The organism is Nostoc sp., from assembly GCF_036917355.1.
Taxonomy (GTDB): Bacteria; Cyanobacteriota; Cyanobacteriia; order Cyanobacteriales; family Nostocaceae; genus Nostoc.
On sequence record NZ_JBALDP010000083.1, the window covers coordinates 68765 to 93432 of the forward strand.

Genomic DNA, 24668 nt, shown 5'->3' on the forward strand with positions numbered 1-24668 from the left:
AGTCAGAAATATCCGGCAACTCCAAGGATTGGCAAATGGTTAGAGAGTACTCAGCCCAAAGACATCTGCCTCCGCTTGAAAGTGGCGATCGCCTAACTCGCCCTGAATTTGAACGGCGTTATGCGGCTGCACCCCATATCAAGAAAGCAGAACTGATTGAAGGAATTGTTTACGTGGCATCTCCTTTAAGACATGAGCAGCATGGCAAACCACACAGTCGGGTCATAACTTGGTTAGGAGTTTACCAATCACTGACTCCTGGCGTTGATTTGAGTGATGCCCCAACCGTCAGACTAGATTTAGACAATGAACCCCAACCAGATGCAGTGCTGTTTATTGAACCAGACGCAGGCGGACAAACCCGTTTGAGCAGCGACGGTTACATTGAAGGATCTCCCGAATTGATTGTTGAAATTGCAGCGAGTAGCGTTGCGATCGATACAGGCAGTAAAAAGCAGGTTTATCGCCGTAATGGGGTGTTGGAGTACATAATTTGGCAATCTTACGAGAATAAAATTGAATGGTTTTGCCTAATTGATGGCGACTATCGATCGCTATCTCCCGGTGCAGATGGAATTATTCGCTCTCAGGTGTTTCCGGGTTTGTGGTTAGCGGTGGAAGCGCTGTTAAACAATCAGATGGTGCGGGTGTTGGAGGTGGTGCAAGCGGGGTTGAAGTCGCCGGAACATGATGCGTTTGTGCAGCAGTTAAAGAAATAGAAATAAGTAACCACACAAAATTAATTACAGTCATTGCGAGCGTTCGCGTTAGCGTCTCGTTGGCGCAGCCTCTCGTAGAGAAGAGAAGCAAAGCAATCGCAAGGACTGGGATTGCTTCATTTCGCTTTGCTACATTTGCAATGATATTGTGTAATTAATTACGCTTAAGTACTTAGAAGGGCAGTCTAGCTAGGTTCATTCCAAGCCCTAATCGCTTCAATCGCAATACCAGCAGGAGCAAATAAAACCTTTACAGTCTCAATACCTGCTGCTGTCACTGCTTTTTGCAAACGTACTTTGAGCATTGGATTATTTTTGATAACTTGCTTAATTGCTTGCCTATTTTTAAGTAGTGGATGACTCTCAACAGCTTGAGCAACAATAGGTTGAGCATCGATTACAGTCGGTTTATCCTGCTCCATTTTCTCAAGCAACTGCTCAAGCACAGTTTCTAATTTAGCAATATCTTGTGTAGGCGCATTAGTATTTTGAGTGCCAATGTTATCACCTTGGATATTTCCTGTAACACTGCCTATGATGCTGCCAAAGGTAGCACCTGTGAAATCATTTTTAGGAGTTTCTGACATAATTTTGAGTGTTTGATTAAGTGTGTTTAGATAACTAGTTAAAGGATCGGCGTTGTTTGCTTCCTCATTCAAGACAGAATAACAAATTTCATGGTTATAAAATTTGCAGTTCTCTTGAATTTTAAAAATTGCATTGCTTTTTTCCCATGATGGAATTTTTAATTGTAACTCCCAGATATAATGCAAAACTTCAGATCCAGGAATTTTTCCTAAGGACTCTGCGGCACTCCTACGAACATTGCCATCTTCATGCTGCAAAGCTTTAATTAAGGCAGATACCGCTGCTTTATTGCCGATTTTTCCTAAGGACTCTGCGGCACTCCTACGAACATTACCATCTTCATGCTGCAAAGCTTTAATTAAGGCAGATATCGCTGCTTCATTGCCGATTTTCCCTAAGGACTCTGCGGCACTCCTACGAACATAGAAATCTTCATGCTGCAAAGCTTTAATTAAGGCAGATACCGCTGCCTCATTGTCGATTTTTCCTAAGGACTCTGTGGCACTCCTACGAACATAGAAATCTTCATGCTGCAAAGCTTTAATTAAGGCAGATACCGCTGCTTCATTGCCGATTTTTCCTAACGCCTGTGCGGCAATCCTACGAATATAAGAATCTTCATGATGCAAAGCTTTAATTAAGGCAGATACCGCTGCCTCATTGTCGATTTTTCCTAACCCCTCTGCGGCACTCCAACGAACAGAAGAATCTTCATCCTGCAAAGCTTTAATTAAGGCAGATATCGCTGCTTCATTGCCGATTTTTTTTAAGCCCTCTGCGGCACTCCAACGAACAGAAGAATCTTCATCCTGTAAAGCTTTAATTAAGGCAGATACCGCTGCTTCATTGCCGATTTTTCCTAACGCCTGTGCGGCAATCCTACGAACAGAGGAATCTTCATCCTGCAAAGCTTTAATGAAGGCAGATACCGCTGCTTCATTGCCGATTTTTCCTAACGCCTGTGTGGCACTCCTACGAACATAGAAATCTTCATGCTGCAAAGCTTTAATTAAGGCAGATACCGCTGCTTCATTGCCGATTTTTCCTAACGCCTGTGCGGCAATCCTACGAATATAAGAATCTTCATGATGCAAAGCTTTAATTAAGGCAGATACCGCTGCCTCATTGTCGATTTTTCCTAACCCCTCTGCGGCACTCCAACGAACAGAAGAATCTTCATCCTGCAAAGCTTTAATTAAGGCAGATATCGCTGCTTCATTGCCGATTTTTCCTAACGCCTCTGCGGCTCTCCTACAAACCTCGTAATTTTTATGCTGCAAAGCTTTAATTAAGGCAGATATCACTGCTTCATTGCCGATTTCTCCTAACGCCTCTGCGGCATTCCTACGAACATAGAAATTTTCATGATGCAAAGCTTTAATTAAGGCAGATACCGCTGCTTCATTGCCGATTTCTCCTAATGCCTCTGCGGCACTCCTACGAACATAAGAATCTTCATGCTGCAAAGCTTTAATTAAGGCAGATACCGCTGCTTCATTGCCGATTTTTCCTAAGCCCTCTGCGGCACTCCTACGAACAGAGGAATCTTTATCCTGCAAAGCTTTAATTAAGGCAGATACCGCTGCTTCATTGCCGATTTTTCCTAACGCCTCTGTGGCTCTCCAACGAACAGAAGAATCTTCATCCTGCAAAGCTTTAATTAAGGCAGATACCGCTGCTTCATTGCCGATTTTTCCTAACGCCTCTGCGGCTCTCCTACAAAACTCGTAATTTTCATGCTGCAAAGCTTTAATTAAGGTAGATATCGCTGCTTCATTGCCGATTTTTCCTAAGGACTCTACGACACTCCTACGAACAGAGGAATTTTCATCCTGCAACGAATTATTTAAAAAAGTAACGGCATATTCAGACTGAGTAATACCAAAAAACTCAACTTTGAGTAATTTATGAATGTCTAACTTTAAAATTAAATTGACTGTTTCTTTCTGATACTCCCGCTTTACTTCTCCTGCCAACCTTGCCCCTAACTTCAAATCCACATCTAATGCTAACTTCACCACTCGTAAAGCCTGCCTTTTATCACCCAACAACCCCAACATCAAGGCTACGGGTTCTGTCCATTTCAAATAATTTAAATAATCCCGTTTCAGCTTATCATCACTAACATTATCAAGTTGTGGGAGTAGAAATTCTGCTGCGTAGTATTCCTGAATCAGCTGATGACGAAATTCAATTTGGTCGTCTGTTCGCAATTGAATTAAGTGATACTTGAGCAAATCTTCTAGCCAGTCTCTTGCACAATTCTCACTAAAAGCTACTTTGTTCTGTAAAAATGTCGCTAAAACATTCCTAGCTTGCTGTTTAGAAATAGTTAATCGCAACTCAGCCGAATTGTCACCTTGCATCATTACAAATGCTAGATGCTGCAATAAATCAGCCTGCCAGTTACGTAACCCTTCAGCAATTGGTACATCTCCCTTCAGTTTGTGATACTCTCCAGAGAACCAACGAAACAACTCACCTAAACTAGTAGGAATTTGTTTAGCATCATTGAATACTTCACACAGCATCCACAATAACAGCGGCGTTTCCGCCAATTCTCGCAAGCGTCCAGCCAGCTGTCGCAGCATTTGATCGCTCACCTCTGGCAAATAGGCGCGGACAAAATGCTGCATCTGCGGTTCTGTGAGGGGTTGCATTTCCAGTTTTTTTTCAATACCTAAATCACCCCCCACCCCCAAATACCGCGTAGTAAAAATCATCGGCGTGACTCGGTGGTATTTCTGCCGAAATCCGTCTAAATCTCGTCTAGCTTCATCGTTGGGTAATTCATTTAAACCGTCTACAAGTAACAAAAATCGCCCTGTAAACAGTAGATTTTCAATCTCTATCCTGTTGAGGTTTAAATTATAGCCAGTCAAAAAGTCCCGAATTAAATCCAGCACCGAAGTTTTGTAGCGCCTTAACTCCACTAGCACGGGAATTTTCTGATTTGGTTCTCTTTGTTTCCCCTTTTGAGCTTCTTCCCACAACAAACGTTCTAAAGCTGTAGATTTGCCTGAACCCGGTTTTCCTACTAGCAATACATGGCTGGCTGCATACTTCCGTAACCCTTCGAGGATATTCAACCGTTCAATTTTTTCTCTGTCTGGTGCTTCACCTTGTCGTTGCTGTGGTACTGTTTGCACCATCAAACTCAAATCTAAGCGTCTGCGCGATTTTTTGGGTTCAAGTCTTTGACGGTCTATGGCATCAGTTGGCGTGTATAAATCTTGCCAATCTCTATATGTGTCATCCTCGCTCAGAAATTCTAGATACGTTTGAAAATCTATGCTGTGGTCTGCAACCATAGTAGTCATTTGACCGAGGACTTTTAAGCGCTCTTTTATATACTACACAATAAAACGCTCAATCCTTTTTATGGTGTCCGTCCTACAAAGGTAAAATTGATATCCCGCAAGGAACTGAAGTTCCTTGCTAATAGCAAAAGTCATCTGAAGATGACTAAATATACTCAAAAATATTGAGTCTACTTTATATACTCAAAAATATTGAGTCTACTTTAGTAGACTTTAGCTATTAGCCTGGGAATTAATTCCCAGGCGGGTGAGGAAGCTAACAGATAAGCTATTTTTAGCTTAAGTTGACTAAACCCTATTGGATTTTACTCAACTCACGATCGCACCCGACACCCCATTCATAGATCCATTTGTAGAAGAAAGGTTCACAGAATCAGCTGCTAAAGAATTGGTGGGTTGGGAATTGCCTACTACGCTTTGCTTTTTCTTAGTATTACCTCGTCTAGCACCACCCGCCATCTCGTATTCTCGGCTGGTTTTACCGTAACGGCTGCCAACTCCTAGTAACATTTTTTCTGACATCGCTATTACAGCCTTTTCGGCGTTATTCACCTCATCTGTAAGTTTGTCAATGGTAGATAATGCAGTGTTGTAAGCAGCAAGCTTAGACCGGAGATCGTTAATTGTCACAGTGTAAGCTTGGATAGTCAATCCCTCGCCAAAGTCAAGTTCTACACTGATGGATTGCAAACTTTCAATCCGGCGATCGGCTCGTTCTAAAGCGGTGGAATTTCTTTTACGACGTGCCATAATGCATCTCTGCTACTAAGTTATTAGTACTGTTTTATACCAAAATGTTTCTAGTTGTCATGGGAAAATATAGCAAATCAGTTGCAATTACATTTCTCAAAATTTAGTTAATTTCACTTAGACTATATTCTATTTCTGGTATTAAATAAATTTATAAGTTTGTTACAACAATTGCTGCAATGATTTAAGCCTTTCTTATACATGGAAGAACATTTGTTGCACAGCATTAAACAATTGCAGCAACGACTTATACATTTGCAAGAAAAGCTTAAGCCTTTCTTATACATGGAAAAGCATTTGTTGCAAAGTATTAAGCCTTTCCAGCAAGGGCTTATACATTTGCGAGAAAAACTTAAGCCTTTCTTATACATGAAGTAATCTTAGCTGCAAAGGTTTAAATTTTTACAGCTTCAAGCGTAATAGGGTAGGCGTAGCCCGTCGTAGACATCGTTTTCAATACGGTTCGGTTAAGCAAAGACGCGATAAATCGCCGTCTCTACAATAATTTTTATTTGAACTTTTAACGCATCTACCTTCTAAACTGTCACACCTTCCAACTCTTCATCCGTTAACTCATATAACTGACGTAGCTTATCTAACTTATCAGTATCAGCTTCCCAGAAACCCCGCCCATGCGCTTCCAACATTCTCCCTAAAATATTGCGAAAAGCTTCAGGATTTGCCTTACGTAATTTCTCCGCCATCTCTGCGTCTAACGCATAGGTATCAGCCGCTTGGTCATAAACCCAATCATCGGTAAAATCAGCAGTACCACCCCAACCAATCAACGCCGTCATCCGTTGGGAAATTTCAAAAGCACCACCAGAACCTTGATTCGCCATCGCTTGCGCCCATTTTGGATTTACCAACTTGGTGCGATACTCCATTCGCAGCAAATCATCTAAATTGCGGGGTGTAGTATCCTTCGAGAAACTTTCTACAAAACTGGTTGTAACCTTCTTACCGCCTTGTTTTTCTGCTGCCTTTTTCAAACCGCCAGTATTGGCGTAATATTCTTGAATATCAGTTAAACCATATTCTACCGAATCGATTTCTTGAACAATGCGATCGCTAGTTTTTAACAACGTATTCAAAACTTCCGGTCTAGCTTGACCTTTATCTTCTCTCCCGTAGCTGAATACATTGCGACTTTGCCAAGTATTCCCCAACTCCTCACCAGATTCCCAGTTACCATCAACTACGCGATCGTTCACCAAAGAACCAAAATCACCCGCCGGATTAGAAAACAATCTCGCCGATGCATTCTCTACACCTTGGGCTTTTAAAGCTAAAGCGTGTCTTCTAATAAAATTCCGATCGTCCGGTTCATCAGCATCAGCCGCCCGTTGAAATAAATCATCCAACAATTCGATGATATTTACAAAACTATCTCGGAAAATCCCAGACAAGTTACCCAACACATCAATGCGGGGATGTCCAACCTCCGCCAACGGCTTCAACTCATAACGAACAACTCTACCGGTTCCTTCCTTAACAGGTTCAGCCCCCACCAATTCCAACAAAATCCCCAAAGATTCACCCTTAGTTTTAATTGCATCCAATCCCCACAACATCACCGCCACCGTTTCAGGATATTTCCCATGTTCTTCCAAATGCTGGGCGATAATTTTTTGAGCAATTTCTCGTCCCCGTTCATACGCCGCAGGTGAAGGCATCCGATAGGGATCTAAAGCATGAATATTTCTCCCAGTTGGCAAAACACCAGCGCCATCCCGCAACAAATCCCCCCCAGGCGCAGGCGGAATATACTCCCCATTCAACCCTCTTAACAAATTTGTTAACTCATCCGTAGATTGCATCAATAAATCTCTTATTAGTCTTTCTTCTTTTTCTTTTTCTTCAGGTATTCCTTTCTCATCGCCAAAATAAGCTTCCAAATACGATCCTAATTCCTCTTCATTCGGTGCTTCCCCCAAAGTATGCAACCCAGAAGAAAACAACCGATTTTCTAAAACCTGTAAATATTCATACAACTCCACCAAATAATCATCAAAAGCATGACTGCTAAACATCCGCACATTTTCGGGAGTAAACGCAATACCCAACCGTTTAGCATCCTCAAACGGACAATCTGCATCTAAACCAGAGTCTACAATTTTTTTACAAATCCCTTCCTTCAAAACATAATTCTTTTGTGGATCTTCCCGATACTCCGCAATCAAATCCCGCAACGCCACCAATTCCTTATATAAACCTGCACGACCATAAGGCGGTACATTATGAGAAATCAACACACCATAACCGCGACGTTTCGCTAACATCGATTCAGAGGGATTATTCGCCGCATATATATATAGATTAGGCAAATTTCCTAACAGAATATCCGACCAAGAATAACCCGTATTACCCAAAGGAGAACCAGGCAACCATTCCACCGTTCCATGCATTCCAAAGTGAACTAAAGCATCAGCTTCAAACTCATTTTGTAGCCATTTATAGTAAGCAGCATATTGGGGATGGGGCGTTAAATCCCGTTCAAACATTAAGCGCATCGGGTCGCCTTGTATCCCCAAAGGTGGTTGTACACCTATCCACACATTACCTAATTGCACGCCGCCAATTTGGAATTCATCGCCATAAGTTTTAATTCCAGTTCCCGTGAGAGATTTCCATTGTTTTTCGATGCGGGAAGTTTGCAGATATCCCAGCCATTTTTCTAGAGTATGGGCGCTAACGGATGCGGGAATATTTTTTGTATCATCTAAAGATTCATCCGCTTCTTTCACCCAGCGAATCAATTCTTCCCCATCTTCCGGTAAATCTCCCACCGTATAACCTTGTTCTTTGAGTGCGTGGAGAAACTTCAGCAAACTACGCGGCACATTTAATAATGCAGCTGTACCCACAGCCCCATAACCTGGAGGAAACCCATATAAAATGATGGCAATCTTGCGTTCCGAAGCAGGTTTTTGCCGCAAAGCCACCCAAGTTTTTACCCTACCAATTAATCGCTGCACCCGTTCGGGAACCAGATAAATATTTTCGCCCACCAAACCACCGAGGGGAACGGTATCAATAGCCCCATCCAATTCTGGTAATGCGTACAACACGACACTTTGCAATCCGCCGACACCTTGGCGCGTCCACGAGGAAATATCTTGAATTAATAATGGTGCAGCAACAATATAAGGTACATTTTTGGCAGTGAGGATGCGTTTTGCTACTTCTATCTGACGGCCAGCTTCCATTGAACCAGCCGGGCCACCCACTAGAGGAAAGCCAATTGTCGAAACGATCGCATCCACTTTTACTGCTTCACTTGATAATGAGGGAGTTTCTATATTACCTAGTTGTCGTTGCTGAATTTCATAGTCCGTTGTCATTAAATCTCGTACCGCTACATGTCCTTCTACACCGTTGATGAAGATGGGTAAAGGAGTTAAACCAGCTTCTTCAAAACTGCGAATTAGTTGGGGTATGTAGGGTTGTTTGGTGATGACGTGTTTGCGGTAGAGGAGAATTCCGACAACAGGTTTTGTAGAGACGCGATTCATCGCGTCTATTGGGAAGACGCGATTCATCGCGTCTCTACAATGGGTTTTATGCCATTCCAAATATTCGCGGGGGGATTCAAAAAACCCTTGATAGTCGGGGTGGAGTAATCCGATGTTGGGGGTTTCGATTAGCGGGGGAATGTCGCCGACTTTTAAATTTAAGTATTTTTCTGCTAGTGTCCAGAATAATGAAGCGACGTTTTCTGAACCGCCAGCATTCCAGTAACCATAGATAATTAACCAGTTGCGTAAGTCTTGGACTTTTTGCACTGGCACGTATTTTAGTAGTTTGGGGCCAATTTTTAAGAAGCTGATGTAACCAGCGAGTTTGTCTTCTTCTCGTCCGTTGCTGAATTTGTCGAGGATGAATTTAACTGGTTTGGGCATTCCTTTGGGTTTGTCGCCAATGGCAAAGTCACCCAACTTGGTTAAACTCATCAATTCCAAGGCTGACTCAAAGACTAGGCGGATAGGAATTTGGGCAATGCGATCGCGCAACCACACAACCTGGTCATAATCAAATAGTAGGCTACCGAAAAACACATCAGCGCCATCAAGTGCTGCTTCTACCTCGGTACGAATGCTGGTAAGATCGCGATCGCTAAATACCCGAATATCCAACTCAGGACAGCGAGAGTTAGCCAAAAAGGCTGCTTTTCTGTACAAGTCAGCGTTGAATGATTCAAACCCAGCAATCAAGACGATGCGTTTCATGCCTGTAAGCTACGAAATATTTCTTTACTTAAATTTTAAACGTGCTTTCAGGCTGATTGTTAAATATCTACCCACAGATTCCGGTCAGTAGTTCCTTGAAGGAGTTAGGACTTCACTATCACCACTGCCTTTGGGATATTTGGATTTCAAAAAAGTTGTGATGTGTTGAGTCAAATTAAGTGCATCATTGAACTCTTTTGATTCCTGTAGCGCTTCATATAGCGAACGGATTTCTTGTGGTGACAAATTTGTGAATGTACGCAACTCGGTAATATCTAATCTCCGGTTAAACTCATTGGCAGTATGTCGCCATTGATGTATAAGCGAAAACAACTCTCTATCTTGACGTTCTGCAAAGACATTAGATGCGATCGCGGTTTCCGTCACTGATATAATTAATCGCGGAAAAACTATTGGTCGCCCCGGCTTATGCGAGTTTGGGTTGAAGCGGCTATCAGATAGAATTACCTCATTCGATCTGCACTCATTCAGTAAGGCACGCAGAAATTCTATCCGCTTTTCGTTAGCTGATGCCCATCGTTCGCCAAAAATCCCGGTAATTGTTGCTAATAATCCCAGCCCTGTCAGTAGCGGTTCAAAATTTCTTACCTGAGTCCACCAGACGCCAGCTAGAATAAATCCCAGAAGTAGAGGGAAAAACGTGATAAAGGTCACTAAGTTTTTCATACTTGTCTCACATCTTACCGTTTAGACCATATATCATTCGCTACAGAAGAATTATTCTTAATTCCTGAAGAGTCAGAGGCAAGTAAGATTAAATCCATGCCAAATCCATTCTTTAAACGTGGTTCCAACACTGTGTGTAGCCGATCGACAAGCACCAGATTACTGTCTGATATAATTCGATCTATGCCATTAGAAGTATATTTCCGAGTCAGATACAAACGAATCGTATCTTGGTCTTCAAAATTTATTACCGATCGGTCAGGTAACATGACCTCAATTTTATTTCCAGTTATGTTACGATACAGGATTTTTATCAAAATTCCTCTATCAGTTTCTACAGCACCATCAAAAAACACGCTATTTAAGTCGATATGTAAGTCAGTATTTTGCAGCAATGCACTCGTGACAAACTCTTTAAACGATCTAGTCTTCGCGTATTCTTTCGCCGCATTTTGTGCCGCTTCTTCGCTTAATTCTTCGGTAGTCGCTACTTCTAGGAGTAGCCTATCTTCACGTCGCATTAGTTTAGAAAGAGTTCGCAACAGTTCTGTGTCTTGTTGAAAATTAGCTAATGTGTTCCCCAATAGCGAAAATATCACTGGACTGTTGTTGATAACTCTATCTAGTAGTTTTCGTAACTCGTCAACATTTCTCTCAATTGAGAAGTCAACTTGAATTGGCAATACATGGCTACCTTGCAATTGCGATCCTCTCGTTGCCTGTTGCACACCTAGCCTTAACATCTCCGAACTCATATCAACTGGAAAGTAGAGTAAATCGGGATTTGCGTTAACCAATAAACTTAAAATGTGTTGGTCTTTTTCACCCGTGCCTACGCCTAAACTTACATAATGATATTGCCGATCTTTGATATTATTAGTATTAATTTGATGCCATCGATATCTAAAAGACTCTATACTCTCTTTCATCACGAGATAGAAGCGATCGTTACAGGCACGATCCCAGGCAATGGTTGGGCCGATTCCCCAATAGGAAAAACCAGATAAAATCTCTTTTCCATCGCCTGTTGCCGAAAATTCTCCTCTCAATTCTTGCGTGAGTTCTGCAAGTTTGCTAGATTGATCTTCCCCTATAAAGCAGAGAGTCCACCCTAAGCCGGGTTCATTGATGGAATTCTCCAGTAGCTTCACAAAATTTAAAGATCCCATGTTGAGCCTCGTTTCTTGAGCAGTTTATCTGATAAATCTCGCACAGGTGTTTAGAAGCGATGGCTCCGCCAACGCCAAGGGCGAACGCGTATTCATTAATACTGTAAAGTATTATGTGTTAAGCTGCTCAGGGTTAACATGAAGCCAAGGGTAGAGTCTCTCAAGGGTTTACGACCTTATAAACCCAGGTTCACATCGGGGGTGCGTTAGGTTTAGGGATTTGGGCATCTTAACTAAGTACATTTGTCATGGCTTTCCACTTTTACAAAGCGTTATTATCTAAAGAATGGAGGCAATTGCTAGATTTCAATTTATTGCAAAAATTTACTGTTTATTCTGGATATTGATAACTTATAATAGTTGTCTTTTTGGTTAAAATATAGCTTTGAATTAGTGGATTTTACCAAATCAAAGTTGCTACTCAGGTTCGCAAAAAAACTTATTTGGTCTAATAGCGTAGGAATGCTGAAAAGAATGCAGCCATTGCTAACAAGTATTTTTACAAAGTTACAAACCAAACTTTGTCTATATAATTATAAGAGTTTTGAACTAGTGTAAAAACAAGCAAATCGAGGATTAAATAATGAAATTCGGAATTGATAGCGGGCACAATTGTCCACCGGATACAGGAGCTAGAGGTATTAAATTCGAGGATAATTTAACTCTAGATGTAGGTAATAGAGTTATAGCCAAGTTAAGAGCTTTAGGAAATGAAGTCGTAGTATGTAGACCAAGTAGTGCTAATACAGTCCGTGACTCACTCTCAAAAAGATGTTCTACGGCTAATGCAAGTAGAGTAGATATTTACGTCTCGATTCATTTTAATGCTTTTAACAACCAAGCTAACGGCACAGAAGTATATGCAACTAGCGATACAGGTAGAAAAATTGCTAAACCTGTATTAGATGAAATCATCAAGTTAGGATTTTTTAATCGTGGCGTTAAGAGTGGTTCCCACTTGTATGTTCTGAAAAATACAGATATGCCTGCTATCTTGATAGAATGTTGCTTTCTCGATTCGCAAAAAGATATGAATCTTTTTAATCCTGAAGCAATGGCTAATGCAATTGTCAAAGGCTTAACTGGTAAAGTGCCAAGTGCCCCTGTTAACCCTGTACCAGATGAAGAGGAGAACATAGATGAAACTATTCTTAGACTGCAAAAATCCTTAAATAGACTAAAAATAACCGATAAAAATGGTAAGGCGTTAGTAGAAGATGGCTTCACAGGGGCTAACACAAAATCTGCCGTAGAAAAATTTCAGACTATTGTCGCAGTTCAGCCGACTGGAATTGCTGACGCAACTACATGGAATGCCATAAATCTAATTTTGGCAAAACGAATTATCAGACCAAACCATGCCGGTGGTGCAGTTGTCAGATACTTACAATATCGTTTAGGTGTTGAGAATGATGGCGTCTACGGGCCGCAAACAGAGGTTGTAGTTAAAAACTTTCAAAAGCAAAATGGTTTAGATGCCGATGGCATTATCGGGCCTGCTAGCTGGCAGAAATTAATTGGTTAGGCTGATGGGGACTAGAGACTAGAGACTGGGGTAGTAGTGCTGAGTAAAGAAGTTGAGAATCTGAACTTCTTTACTCAGAACTGGAAATGGGCTAAACGCCGCATTACTGCTAACAGAACTGTTTTGCCTAATGAATCAGTGAAGGGATTAATTTTAGCAACTTACAACCATATTTTGTTCATAATATCTTTGGCAAGCGCACAAACGGCCAAAGTATTTGAGATAGGATTGATATCGCTTACAGCCATTGAGATAAAGTAATTAAAAGAAATAACCAGAGCGTAGGAAATCACCTATTCTGCTGACAAGAATCTGTTCAACTTAACCAGATTTGCGTTTGATTAAGTACCAATCGCATTTGGTAACAGGTAATTTTCTATCGCTCTGGTGCTTCTTTGGCGGTGAAGTTTCGCCAAAAGTATAAAAGTAAAGGGCTTTTCAAGCCTATAACAATTACTACTAATTTTTTGTGTAAATAAGCACATTTTTAATAATTTTAAAATTTATTTATTATGTCATATCAAGCCCGATACAACACTTATTCTAAAATATGATTCAAAACCGTTGTTTTTATAATAACTGAGTTTAAAGATGAGATTTCAGTAAGACAGCGATCGCGTAATCCACGAGCGATCGCTATGCTCTGGTTTCACTGACTGAATTATCCTAGTGTGTAGATATAGGCTTGTCTTAACCGCCTTACCATCTCTCGACGTACCTCATTTTGGACACGGTTTCCACGTCGCCAGTGTTCTAACTGAATATTATCAACATAGAAACGGACAGAAAATTGCATAGCAGAGCCTTGGATATCAGTTAGCTGAACTTGTGGTTCTTTCCAGGCAGTATTAGACTCTTTAAAACTATCGTGTAACCATTCAACAAATTTTAAGGAATAGTCATCTAATCTTGTTTCATCTACTCCGGGACTTGCGATTTTTTGAAATAACTTATTTAGTTTAATTTTCAGAAGTTCAATTTTTTGCTCCCATTCGTCTGGTAAAAGATGTTGGTCTTCAATTACTAAATCAGGATCTTTTAACCAAGTTTGATACCATTGGCGAATCAAGCCAATTAGAGTTTGTTTCTCAGTTGGCTCTTGTTCTTCTAGGCGCGATCGCAGACGTTTACCCTTGCGTTCTGTGATGACTACCAGTCCCACAATGTTCAGTATTTCTAAATAGTTTTTCTGGAGAATTTTCAATTCTTCTGAATTCAACCCACCCTTTTCTACCTGCTTAACTTCTCTAACGAAATCTTCAAATGCTTGCTCAATTTTTTTCAGTTGCGTGTTCACATCTTTTTCAATTAATAAACGTAGCCGCCCTGCTTCTTTTTTTGACAGTTTATCATCATCGGCTTCTGTCAATGCAGCAAAACTATCTAAATATTGAAGTTTTTCATCAATATCACCTAATGTGTCTGGATGACCGAGGATAATTTGTTGCAAAATGTTTGTTGCTACCACTGCATCAGCATCAACTCTAACTGACACTTGAATCGTATAAGCGTAGTGAGTTGTAGGACGACTGAGATTGACTATGTTTTGACCTCCCAAAGTCGTGTTTGGTGTATAAACCTCGCAATGCTCGTTAATCAGATATAGTTTTGTTACCCTGATACCAATGTGTTTGATAATTGCAATTGAACCATCTGGCATGGAGATGACATCTCCAAATCTAAAGGGTGTATCAACTAGTAAAACTAACCCACTGAAAAAATCACTTAAAATATCTTTTACTGCTAATCCCAACACCACAGTAATGCTACCTATTGCTAACCCAATTCCTGTTAAATCAACCCCAATGGTGCTGAAAAACAGAGATATGCCAATGAGGTAAGTGATGACTGGGATAAAATTTTGTAGGAGTGGAATTAGTACGTCATCCCAGACAGCCTCAGTTTTTCGGGCGTAGTCTTTTAAGTAGTAGACTGCTGCTTCTGTAAACAACAAAGTTATGCCGTAAGTGAAACCAAGAATTAGAAAAGCCGTGAGTCCTCGATCGATCAAATTAATAATTCCCCCCGATCCGAGTTGAGCCAGAGAGAATTTTAGACTAGTAAGGATAAAAATAGCGATCGCAGGGATTTGTAAGATCCCAAGGATAAACAGGGCTGTATCTTTTTCTGTACGGCGCAGAAACGATCGCAGTAGATAGAAAAGTAATATATAGAGTACAAATACAACAACTATACATGCGCCAAATGTATAAAAGAAAGAGAGAATTTGTGCACCCGTTGGAAAAGGCGGAGGTGGTGGTACTACAACAGAAGGTTTTGATGCAGATTCTGCGGCTTGGGCGATAAGGGTATAATTCATTAGTGCCTATTTAAATTATTGCAATTTCAAATAAGTTGCTCTGCCAATTTGGGATTTTGATTGAAGGAAAAATCCCAAATTAAATGACTCCTGAGTGATTTTTTGTTAAAAGAAAGTGCCAAATTAACCTTCGGCACTTTCAGCGCGCACGGGAATTACAATTCCTTCCCCCAGCAGTGCATTCGTAAAAATCTTCCGAAGAACGCGCTGAATCTGAAGATGTTTTCCTGGCTTTACTTTCGTCAATGTTCGCAGCAATAAGTTAGACTCTCCCAGACTTTCGACTCCATCCACTTGTGTGCCTTCGAGTACATCTGGATCGTCTGCTTTTAACTGCTGTCCCACCTCCTCAATGACTTTGTACACGTGCGCTAAGTTGGAATCATAAGGCACACCAACTTCTACTACTGCAAAGATATACTGTTTGGAATAATTAGTAATTGAGCCAATATTCCCATTTTGAATAATCTGCAATTGACCATTAGGATGTCTAACACGAGTGGTTCTGAGTTCAATCGCCTCAACAATACCTTCGACAACTTTCTCTTCGGCTTTTCCTGCTTCAATATAGTCACCTACTAAGTAGTAGTTTTCAAACAAAATAAAGAAGCCGCAGACAATATCGTTAATTAGTGTTTGTGCCCCTAACCCCACAGCGATGCCGACAATACCAGCACCCGCAAGTATGGGAGTGGGATCGATACTCAGGGCATAGAGAATGAAAACTGTAGCACCAAAGTAAATTAAGTATTGTAAGAAACTACGAAACAGAGGAACGAGCGTCAGGCGTCTACTTCTTTGAATATCAGTTAGATTCTGGTCTTTGAACAGCACCTCTTCAATAAGTAAGTAAACGACCTCAAACAACACGCGACTAATGAAGATGATACCGATTATCTTGATCATTCGCGGGCCAAAAGTTGCGACATTGGCAATTAACTGCACCTGCTGAATCACCAATGTTGCCATGCAGACATAAATCACAAATTCCAAGCAGCGCTTTAAAAAGGGTATCAGGTGTCGGAGGCGATCGTAGAATCTTAGCAGGTTATCAGGATTGGAGTATCTGATGCTGAGAGCATCTAGGCTATCAACGATCGCAGAGACTGCTTTGAGTATAAGCAAGCCAACGGCAATGATTAGATAGATTCGCAGCGCGATGTACAAATATTCCGAAACCGTTGCTGGTAATTTGAGAAATTGGGCACACAAGATGGTAGCCCACAGCCAGATTCCACCACTGATTCTGTCATAGAAGGCCTTAAAGAAAGCATCAATACTTTCATCATCAGCAGTATTTTTTTCTAAGTTCTTGGCGCGAGTGCTGGCTACCTTCAACCAATATTTGAGAAATTTCAGGGCGATCGCCGCTAAAATCAAAGTGCCACTACTCTGAGCTATGCCAATTCCTAGTGTCACCCAAAATCCTGATGGGATACGCTCAATCAACAAGAGTGTGTATTGCTGAAGATTTTCGCCCCGATAAACTAGATAACCATTAGCACCCACAATCAGAATGCACGACACCACACAAGCAAGTAACAATAACCCTGTGATATTTCGGCGGAGAGTTTTGATACTTCTATTGTCGCTTTTAAGTATAAAGGTTTTAGTAAATAGCTTGAATAATTTGCTAAAAACCCAGTTGAGTAATAAAAAAACAAAGATTATCAGGCTGACTTCAGCCAAAATAATTAACACATTCATATATGAACATAAATCTGAATGAATTTAATAGTTGTATATCAAAATCCCTTGAGATTATCAAGTTTTTTTTATACATAGATGATTATTATTTCATATAATCACAACTTGTCAAGCCATTAACATTTTATTCACACGTTCATTTTTCGTTTTATCTTCACCGACCTTAAGTAAGTGAGAATAAATTGAAGTAAATTAAGTAATGTAAAAAATATTGAGATTAGTTTGTAGTGAAAACTTTAGCCATCAAGTGAGGGCTAAAGTTTTCACTACAAACCTTTAATTATTTATGCCGCTCTACTAACGTTCTTTCATCACTCTGGTCAGAGAAAAATCTCAGCCAACTTTTAAACAATAGACAGAAAGTGAATTTGGAGATTTGTTTGCTAACATTATGGCTAAAATCATCATTTTTGCCTGAATGACATGAGAGCATTTCTCTGATGTTCACCGCAATAATTGCGCGTAGATAGTGGGTTAATGTGTCTTTTACTCCCCGTATATCCGCGTCTTTACATCTTTATAGCGATTTTAACTATGCAACTTACAAGCACATCAGCTTATTTAGCATCAGCATTCTCACAATCCATCTGCACTACACAATTTCTCCCTTGTGCTTTTGCCTGGTAGAGTCCTTGGTCAGCAGCAGCAATTAAGGTTGCAGGAGATAATTGGCTATTAGGAGTGATGGTTGCCACACCAAGACTTAGGGTAATGAATTCACTGACTTGAGAATGGGGATGAGGCATTTGTAATGCACTAACATTGATCTGAATATCTTTTGCAACTGCAATGGCCCCTTCAATATCAGTATTTGGCAAAATAACTGCAAACTCTTCTCCGCCATAACGAGCCACTAAATCAGCGGGGTGTTTAACTGTCTGAGAGATTGCCTTAGCAACCTGTCTAAGTGCATCATCTCCTGCCAGATGTCCATGCGTATCGTTATAAAGCTTAAAGTAATCAACATCACACAAAATCAAAGATAGCGAACCTTGCTCTCGTGCCAACCATTGCCACTGCGTGTTTAACGTGTCATCAAAGCAGCGTCGATTTGCCACTTGGGTTAGACCATCGGAACAGGCAAGGCGCTGTAATTCCTGGTTTGCTTGTTGTAATTGGTGGTAAAGTTCTGATTGCTGAATAGCGATCGCAGCTTGACCTGCTAACTGGTTAAACAAGTTAATCTCCGATTGCTGCCATTGTCTGGGCTGACGGCATTGGTGAGCAATCAATAATCCCCACAAACACCCTTGCTGCAAAATTGGTACCACAAGGTTTGCCCGGATTTGCAGACTCCGAAGGAGGTCAACATGACAAGGTGATAGACCCGCAGTTTCAATATCTTCGATCGCTCTGGTGTTACCTTGTTGATAGTAAGCTGCACGCGTCGATTGAAAGCACGTGTCCATGACGTGAAATCCAAAAATCGACATACACCCTTCTGCTAAGGATTCTACAGCGACTAATCCACTCCAGTCTGGCTCAAACTGGTAAATCAGCACTCGGTCTACCTCAAACAGTTGTCGCACTTCGGCTGCTGTGGTTTGCAAAATCTCGTCTAACTCCAACGATTGGCGAATGCGCTGCGTTACAGCCGCAACAATTCGCTCAGACTCGCTTTGGTGTTGGACACGCTGCTCAACTTGCTGAGAGTGTGCCGATGCTACGGTTAATGCGATTTGCTCAAAGTAAGGGGTTGTAGTGACAGGCGCAGCACTGGGTCTAGCAATCAAATAGCCTTGAGCAAAATTTGCACCTCGTTTTCGCAGCCAGTTCAATTCCTCAATGCACTCAATTCCTTCAGCAACAGTTTGAATATTTAACTTTTGAGTAATCTCTAAAAGCTTCTCGGTAATCGAAGCTTTGTAAAGGTCTTGATGCACATCTCGAATTAACTCCATGTCCAGCTTGATAAAATCTGGACGTAACTGATGCAGCAAATTTAGGCTGGAATAACCAGAACCAAGATCGTCAAGAGCGACCAAAAATCCAGCATTCCGGTAGTATTGAAGCACTGCCTTGAGGTGGGCTAAATCTTGAGGATTGTCTGACTCTACGACTTCAAAAACAACGCGATCGTGAGAAATTCCGGCAGTATCAATTGCCTCTACTGTACTACGTAGGCAAAAAGCTGGGTCATAAAGTGACGTTGGTGCAAAATTAATGAAAATGTGCCCACTTACTTGATAGCGGCTGAATTGAGTGATTGTGCTGAGTCGAGCAATTTGGTCTAGTTGTGGTAGAAGTCCGGCTTCGGTTGCTAACTCCACAATTGGTGTTGGTAGCACTAAATTGCCTTCTTCATCCAGTCCCCGTAAAAGCGATTCATATCCAAAAATCTGTGATGTATCGTTAATTGAGACAATTGGTTGGAAGTAACTGGTAAATCGTTCTGTTGCCAGCATTTCAACCAGCCAGTCGGATTGGTTCAACTTAATGAAGCGTTGTAATGAGGTTATGTCACTAAAATCATGGAGTTGAGGTTGGAAAGTACCTTGCATGAAAAGGACTTGCGTCTCTTTTAATTCTCTTGGTGCAAGTAGTTTGGCCAGGTTACGAGCAATTTCTAGGGACTGTCCGGGTTTACAGTCCAAACTCAAACCCGGTCGCTCATGCATCAGTTCATACTTAAGGGAAAACTGCTGTAGGTAGGAGGTGACTTTTATCAGGGTATGTGAAACGGGAAACCAGAGAAAGAGCCTACCTGCCTCCTGATTCCGGCAGCGTGCAACATTGCGACAAGCACAGGTTTTGGAGATAGGACATATTTGGCTCATAGCTAAATAATTTGAATGTGCTTAATCTGATTTATTCTATTATTCCCACTATTTTTAGTGTAAAAGATAAACTATACTTCAAATACGTAAAGATTTGATGATTTAAATAAACTGAATGATGTAGCTGAGTAAGCAACTTAGCAGCACATACTAAAATTTATACTGAGGACTCAAGTAATTGCCGATATATTGTGTGCAATTAAACAATAAAATGAGGAGTTTGCTCAACAATTTAAGTTACAAAAAAAGTCAAAATCCGCTAGATTAAGAACAGCTTTTAGCTAGATTAATTCAGAATAAATATATCTTTTTGAAGAATCAATCTGCCTAAATAATACCGATTGGAAAAAAGAATGCGACAAATAGACCATTTGTAGAGACGCGATGAATCGCGTCTTTACCCAAGGATGTGTTGCAATCATTAATTGAATTGGTATAAACAATAAAATCTTTGAACAAGTTAATAAACTAAGCCATGAATCAAAAGCCCTCACCCTAAATCCCTCTCCCAAAATTGGTAGAGGGACTTTGAAATTGGCTCCCCTATACTTAGACATGCCCACTTCTAGCAATTAGAGTTGCAATTTCCTTGATTAACTCCTCTGGTTCGACGGGTTTGGACAGATGCTTTTGAAACCCTGATTCAAGTGCTTGTTGCTGATTGATTTCTCCGGCATAAGCGGTTAAAGCGATCGCCGGAATTTGTTTGGCTTGGTTTGCCTGCAATGCTTTAACTTGGCACATTAGCATATAGCCATCCATCTCTGGCATCCCAATATCACTGAGCAGCATATCTGGTTCTGACTCTGCCAAAATTTGCAATGCTTCTTTTGCTGATGTCACTGCTGTCACCATTGCTCCAGCCTGTTCTAGTACAAATGTGTGGAAGTCACGGGTATCATCGTCATCATCTACAACTAAGATTTGGATGCCTGCCAGAATTTCAGTCGGAAGAGAAGGATTTAATGCAGCAACATCTATATTTTGTTTTGGGGTTAAATCTTTTTTAATTAGTGGTAGCCTAACTCGAAAAATAGCTCCTTGCCCTTCACCTAAACTTTCTGCCTGAATCGTGCCGCCATGTAATTCGATCAAATGACGCACAATTGCTAACCCTAACCCCAATCCACCAAATTTTCGGGTTGTCGTGCCATCAGCCTGACGAAAATATTCAAATACATAAGGTAGAAACTCAGGGCTGATTCCTTTACCTGTGTCGCTGACGGTAATCTCAGCTTGAGCGTCAACGCACTCTAATTGAATATCAATTTTTCCTCCTTCAGGAGTGAATTTAACGGCATTCGATAAGAGATTCCAAATAACTTGTTGTAAACGACCAGAATCACCCAAAACTTGCCCGAAAGAAGCATCTAGCATCGTCTGAATTTGAATATTTTTAGCTTCTGCTGCCAAACGAACTGTTTCCAATCCCGCCTCAATCACAAGTACTAGGTTGACAGGTAACATCTTCAGGTTGAGCTTGCCTTGTAAGATTCGAGAGACATCGAGCAAATCTTCAATTAGTTGAGCTTGTAATTGAGCATTTCGCTCGATAGTTGCGATCGCTTTCTTTAGGGCTGCTGTGTCAAACTCACGAGTCTGCAAGAGTCTCGCCCAACCAAGAATCGGATTCAGAGGCGATCGCAATTCATGGGAAAGTACCGCCAGAAACTCATCTTTAATCCGGTTGGCTCTTTCGGCTTCGGTTCTAGCAGCTTGCTCAAGTTCTAAGAGGCGATCGCGTTCGGCTTCTGCAACTTTGCGTTCGGTAATGTCAATGACTGAGCCGATGTAACCTTTAAACTGACCGTCCACTCCAAACCACGGATTCGCGGCATCAATGCAAGAGCGATATTTACCGTCTTTGCGCCGCAAGCGGTATTCCAAACGGAAGGCCGAGTAACTCCTATTAGCTTCCAGAAAAACATTCCTAGCGTCATTATAGTCTTCTGGATGCACAGCATTTAACCAGCCAAATCCCAGACCCATTTCCTCGCTTTGGCCTGTAAAATCGTACCAGCTCTGACTGAGATAGGTGCAGTAGCTATTGGTATCTGTCACCCAAACCATGAAGGGGGCATTATCAGCCATGTTGCGGAACTTTTCTTCGCTTTCCCGAAGTGCTTTTTCTGCCTGTTTGCGATCGCTAATTTCTGTAACAAAAATGCTTACTCCCTCTCCAAAGGGGTAGACGCGGTTCTCAAACCAGCGCTGCCAAGCTGGATAAAAGTATTCAAACTGAACAACGGTGTTTTGGGCAATCGCTCGATGAACCTGGGTATCAAACTCGCTTTTAACCATATCGGGAAAAACTTCCCAAATAATCTTACCTAGCAACTCTTCTTTGGGGATGCCAACAACATCTGCTACGCGATCGTTGACAAAGGTATAACGCCACTCTCGATCCAACACAAAGAACTGGTCTTGAATACCAGCGATAACAGTCTCTAGGTGTGCTTTGGCGACCTCAGCTTCAATTCGCAACCCTTGCTCGCGTTCCATTGCCTCTTGGCGGAGACGAGCCATTTTTAGGGCTGCCTCTACCCGCGCCAACAATTCACGGGCAGAGAAAGGTTTAATTAGATAATCATCGGCTCCCGCTTCTAACCCTTCCACCCGTGCTTCTTCCCCCGCCCGTGCCGACAACAGAATGATTGGAACTTTTTGCGTCAGCGGATCGGCTCGTAATGCTTGCAGCAGTCCAAAGCCATCTAATCCAGGCATCATCACATCTGTCAGTACCAAATCGGGGACACGTCCACGAGCAAACTCCAAAGCAGCTAAACCATCCGGAACTGATTCCACCTCATACTGCTGACTTAATAGCCGCTTAACATAATCGCGCATATCTGCGTTGTCATCGGCCAAGAGAATCCGAGCAGAGGGTGCAGAGGGGCAAAGAGGCAGAAGAGAAAATACTTCCTGCTCCCCTGCTCCCCTGCTCTCCTGCTCCCCTGCCCCCCGGTCACTGAGCGTAGTCGTTCGCGCAGCGTCTCGTAGAGAAGTGCTACTCCCCTGCTCCCCTGCCTCTTCCGGTAGCCACCGCAGGGCTTCTTCTAAATAAGGTGTTGCACCTAATGCAGTTGAAGCTAAAGTTCGCGGGGCACTAATCCTTTCTGGAGGCAAATGAGCATATCCTGTTGGAATTGACACAGTAAAGCAACTGCCTATTCCGAGAAGACTGGTAACATCAACTGTTCCACCATGCATTTGCACCAATTCTTGCACCAGTGATAATCCAATTCCTGACCCTTCAAAAGTTCGTCCTTGCGCCCCTTTGACGCGGTGGAATCGTTCAAAAAGGTGGGGGATTTCTGCGGTTGGGATACCGATGCCTGTGTCTTTGACTGCAAACTCAATATGGTCATTTAACCACTGCAAACTGACCGCAATTTCTCCAGCCATCGTGAACTTGAAGGCATTCGAGAGCAGGTTAAGAACAATTTTTTCCCACATCTCTCGATCTACATACACTGGTGCTGGCAGGGCAGGACAATTAACTGATAACTGCATCCCTGCCCGTTCTACTGCTGAACGAAATACACTAGCTAGTTCTGCGGTGAAGGTGGCTAGGTTGGTGGGTTCATAAGAAGCTTGAACCCTTCCGGCTTCAATGCGTGAAAAATCTAGTAAGCTGTTGACCAGTTTCAGCAGCCGAAGTCCGTTGCGTTGCACCATTTCTAGCTGCTCTCGTTCTTTGGCTGGAAGAGTGGTTAAGGTGTCCTCTAATGGCCCCAACATTAGAGTCAGTGGGGTACGGAACTCGTGGCTGACGTTGCTAAAAAAGACGGTTTTGGCGCGATCGATTTCTGCCAAGGCTTCAGCACGTTTGCGTTCTTCCTCGTAAGCTTGGGCATTAGCGATACTGGCTGCAATTTGAGCCGCAACTAAATCAATGAATCCTTTATAATTGTCATCGAATAGCCTGAAGGGGTTCAAACCAGCAATTAATATACCAGCTTTTCCGCTTTGACCAGATGCGGCAATGGGTACTGCGATCGCTTGATGGGGCGATCGCTGCCAAACACCAGAGGGTAGACTACTAAAAGACACTTCCAAATCGGAAATCAGTTTTGCTTGATGCGTTTTGCTCACTTCCGCAAAGGGCCAAACCCCATCCGCATCGAGAGCCACTGTTTCTGGAACTGCTACGTGGTTTTGCTCGATGCGGCAAGTTCCAGCCAGAAAAACTTCCTGCTTATCGGGATCGACCAGATAAATCATTGCGAAAGGGAGATCGTAAGGGTTGCTCTCCAGACAACTTGCACTTAGCGTACAGGCTTCATCGAATGTCCGCGCGTCTGCCGTCCTCGCTGCGAGTTCGCGCAAAAGTGCCAACTGACGCTCGCTGATAATCCGCTGCGTGTCCTCTGTGTTGGCGCAAATGATCCCACCTGTGTCGCCCTGGTCATTAGGAACCGGGCTATATGAAAAAGTATAATAAGTTTCTTCTGGGTAGCCATTGCGCTCCATAATTAGCAGCAGCGCTTCGTCGTAAGTACCCTCATTCTTCAGCATCGCTGATTCGGCGCGAGGCGCAACCTGATCCCATATTTCCCGCCACACGTATGAAGCTGGCTGCCCAAGTGCTTCTGGATGTTTGCCGCCAATAATCGCCTTGTAAGCGTCATTGTAAAGGTTAATCAGTTCCTCGCCCCACCAAACAAACATAGGTTGACGGGAAGTTAACATAATTCGCACGGCAGTCTTCAAACTCTGTGGCCAGTGCTGTGTTGGGCCAAGGGACGTTTGTGACCAATCCTGTTCTCGCATCCTAGCACCCATTTCACCCCCACCGATAAGGAAATTTACGTCGGCGTTGCTTGCTAACGTTGACTCGTTCTTCATTAATTCCTCTCGATTGGTCATGTGTCGGT

Annotated in this window: 11 protein-coding genes; 2 read left to right on the forward strand and 9 right to left on the reverse strand. The window is 42.1% G+C overall.

Annotation, left to right across the window (positions count from 1 at the left end):
• Positions 1-35: 35 nt before the first annotated feature.
• Positions 36-719 carry a Uma2 family endonuclease gene (locus V7K53_RS26160; protein WP_335200432.1) on the forward strand — a complete coding sequence of 228 codons (684 nt, stop codon included), beginning with the start codon at positions 36-38 and terminating at the stop codon, positions 717-719.
• A 185-nt stretch (positions 720-904) separates the two neighbouring features.
• Here the strand turns inward: V7K53_RS26160 and V7K53_RS26165 are convergent, their stop codons facing one another.
• The 5 genes from V7K53_RS26165 to V7K53_RS26185 all read right to left on the reverse strand — a co-directional run bounded on the left by V7K53_RS26165 (position 905) and on the right by V7K53_RS26185 (position 11462).
• Positions 905-4627: a HEAT repeat domain-containing protein gene (locus V7K53_RS26165; RefSeq protein ID WP_335200433.1), complete on the reverse strand. Its 3723-nt coding sequence runs from the start codon at positions 4625-4627 to the stop codon at positions 905-907.
• Between the two features lie 309 nt (positions 4628-4936).
• Positions 4937-5377 (reverse strand): hypothetical protein, encoded by a 441-nt coding sequence (locus V7K53_RS26170; RefSeq protein ID WP_335200434.1) that lies wholly within the window; start codon positions 5375-5377, stop codon positions 4937-4939.
• A 536-nt stretch (positions 5378-5913) separates the two neighbouring features.
• Positions 5914-9606, reverse strand: coding sequence for a magnesium chelatase subunit H (gene bchH / locus V7K53_RS26175; protein WP_335200435.1), 3693 nt, complete (start codon positions 9604-9606; stop codon positions 5914-5916).
• An 84-nt stretch (positions 9607-9690) separates the two neighbouring features.
• A complete protein-coding gene (locus V7K53_RS26180; protein WP_335193519.1) occupies positions 9691-10293 on the reverse strand; it encodes a hypothetical protein in 603 nt (200 codons plus the stop codon).
• A 14-nt stretch (positions 10294-10307) separates the two neighbouring features.
• Positions 10308-11462 carry an L-histidine N(alpha)-methyltransferase gene (locus tag V7K53_RS26185; RefSeq protein ID WP_335200436.1) on the reverse strand — a complete coding sequence of 385 codons (1155 nt, stop codon included), beginning with the start codon at positions 11460-11462 and terminating at the stop codon, positions 10308-10310.
• A 583-nt stretch (positions 11463-12045) separates the two neighbouring features.
• On the opposite strand from V7K53_RS26185, the gene V7K53_RS26190 reads away from it, so the two are divergent.
• Positions 12046-12987 carry an N-acetylmuramoyl-L-alanine amidase gene (locus V7K53_RS26190; protein WP_335200437.1) on the forward strand — a complete coding sequence of 314 codons (942 nt, stop codon included), beginning with the start codon at positions 12046-12048 and terminating at the stop codon, positions 12985-12987.
• A gap of 661 nt (positions 12988-13648) precedes the next feature.
• On the opposite strand, the gene V7K53_RS26195 is transcribed toward V7K53_RS26190, so the two are convergent.
• The 4 genes from V7K53_RS26195 to V7K53_RS26210 all read right to left on the reverse strand — a co-directional run bounded on the left by V7K53_RS26195 (position 13649) and on the right by V7K53_RS26210 (position 24639).
• Positions 13649-15307, reverse strand: a complete 1659-nt coding sequence (locus V7K53_RS26195; RefSeq protein ID WP_335200438.1) for a mechanosensitive ion channel family protein — start codon at positions 15305-15307, stop codon at positions 13649-13651.
• A gap of 123 nt (positions 15308-15430) precedes the next feature.
• Complete coding sequence (locus tag V7K53_RS26200) at positions 15431-17014, reverse strand: mechanosensitive ion channel family protein (protein WP_335200439.1); 1584 nt, start codon at positions 17012-17014, stop codon at positions 15431-15433.
• A gap of 557 nt (positions 17015-17571) precedes the next feature.
• A complete protein-coding gene (locus V7K53_RS26205) occupies positions 17572-19791 on the reverse strand; it encodes an EAL domain-containing protein (RefSeq protein WP_335200440.1) in 2220 nt (739 codons plus the stop codon).
• A 549-nt stretch (positions 19792-20340) separates the two neighbouring features.
• Positions 20341-24639 carry an ATP-binding protein gene (locus V7K53_RS26210; protein WP_335200441.1) on the reverse strand — a complete coding sequence of 1433 codons (4299 nt, stop codon included), beginning with the start codon at positions 24637-24639 and terminating at the stop codon, positions 20341-20343.
• Between the last annotated feature and the right edge of the window lie 29 nt (positions 24640-24668).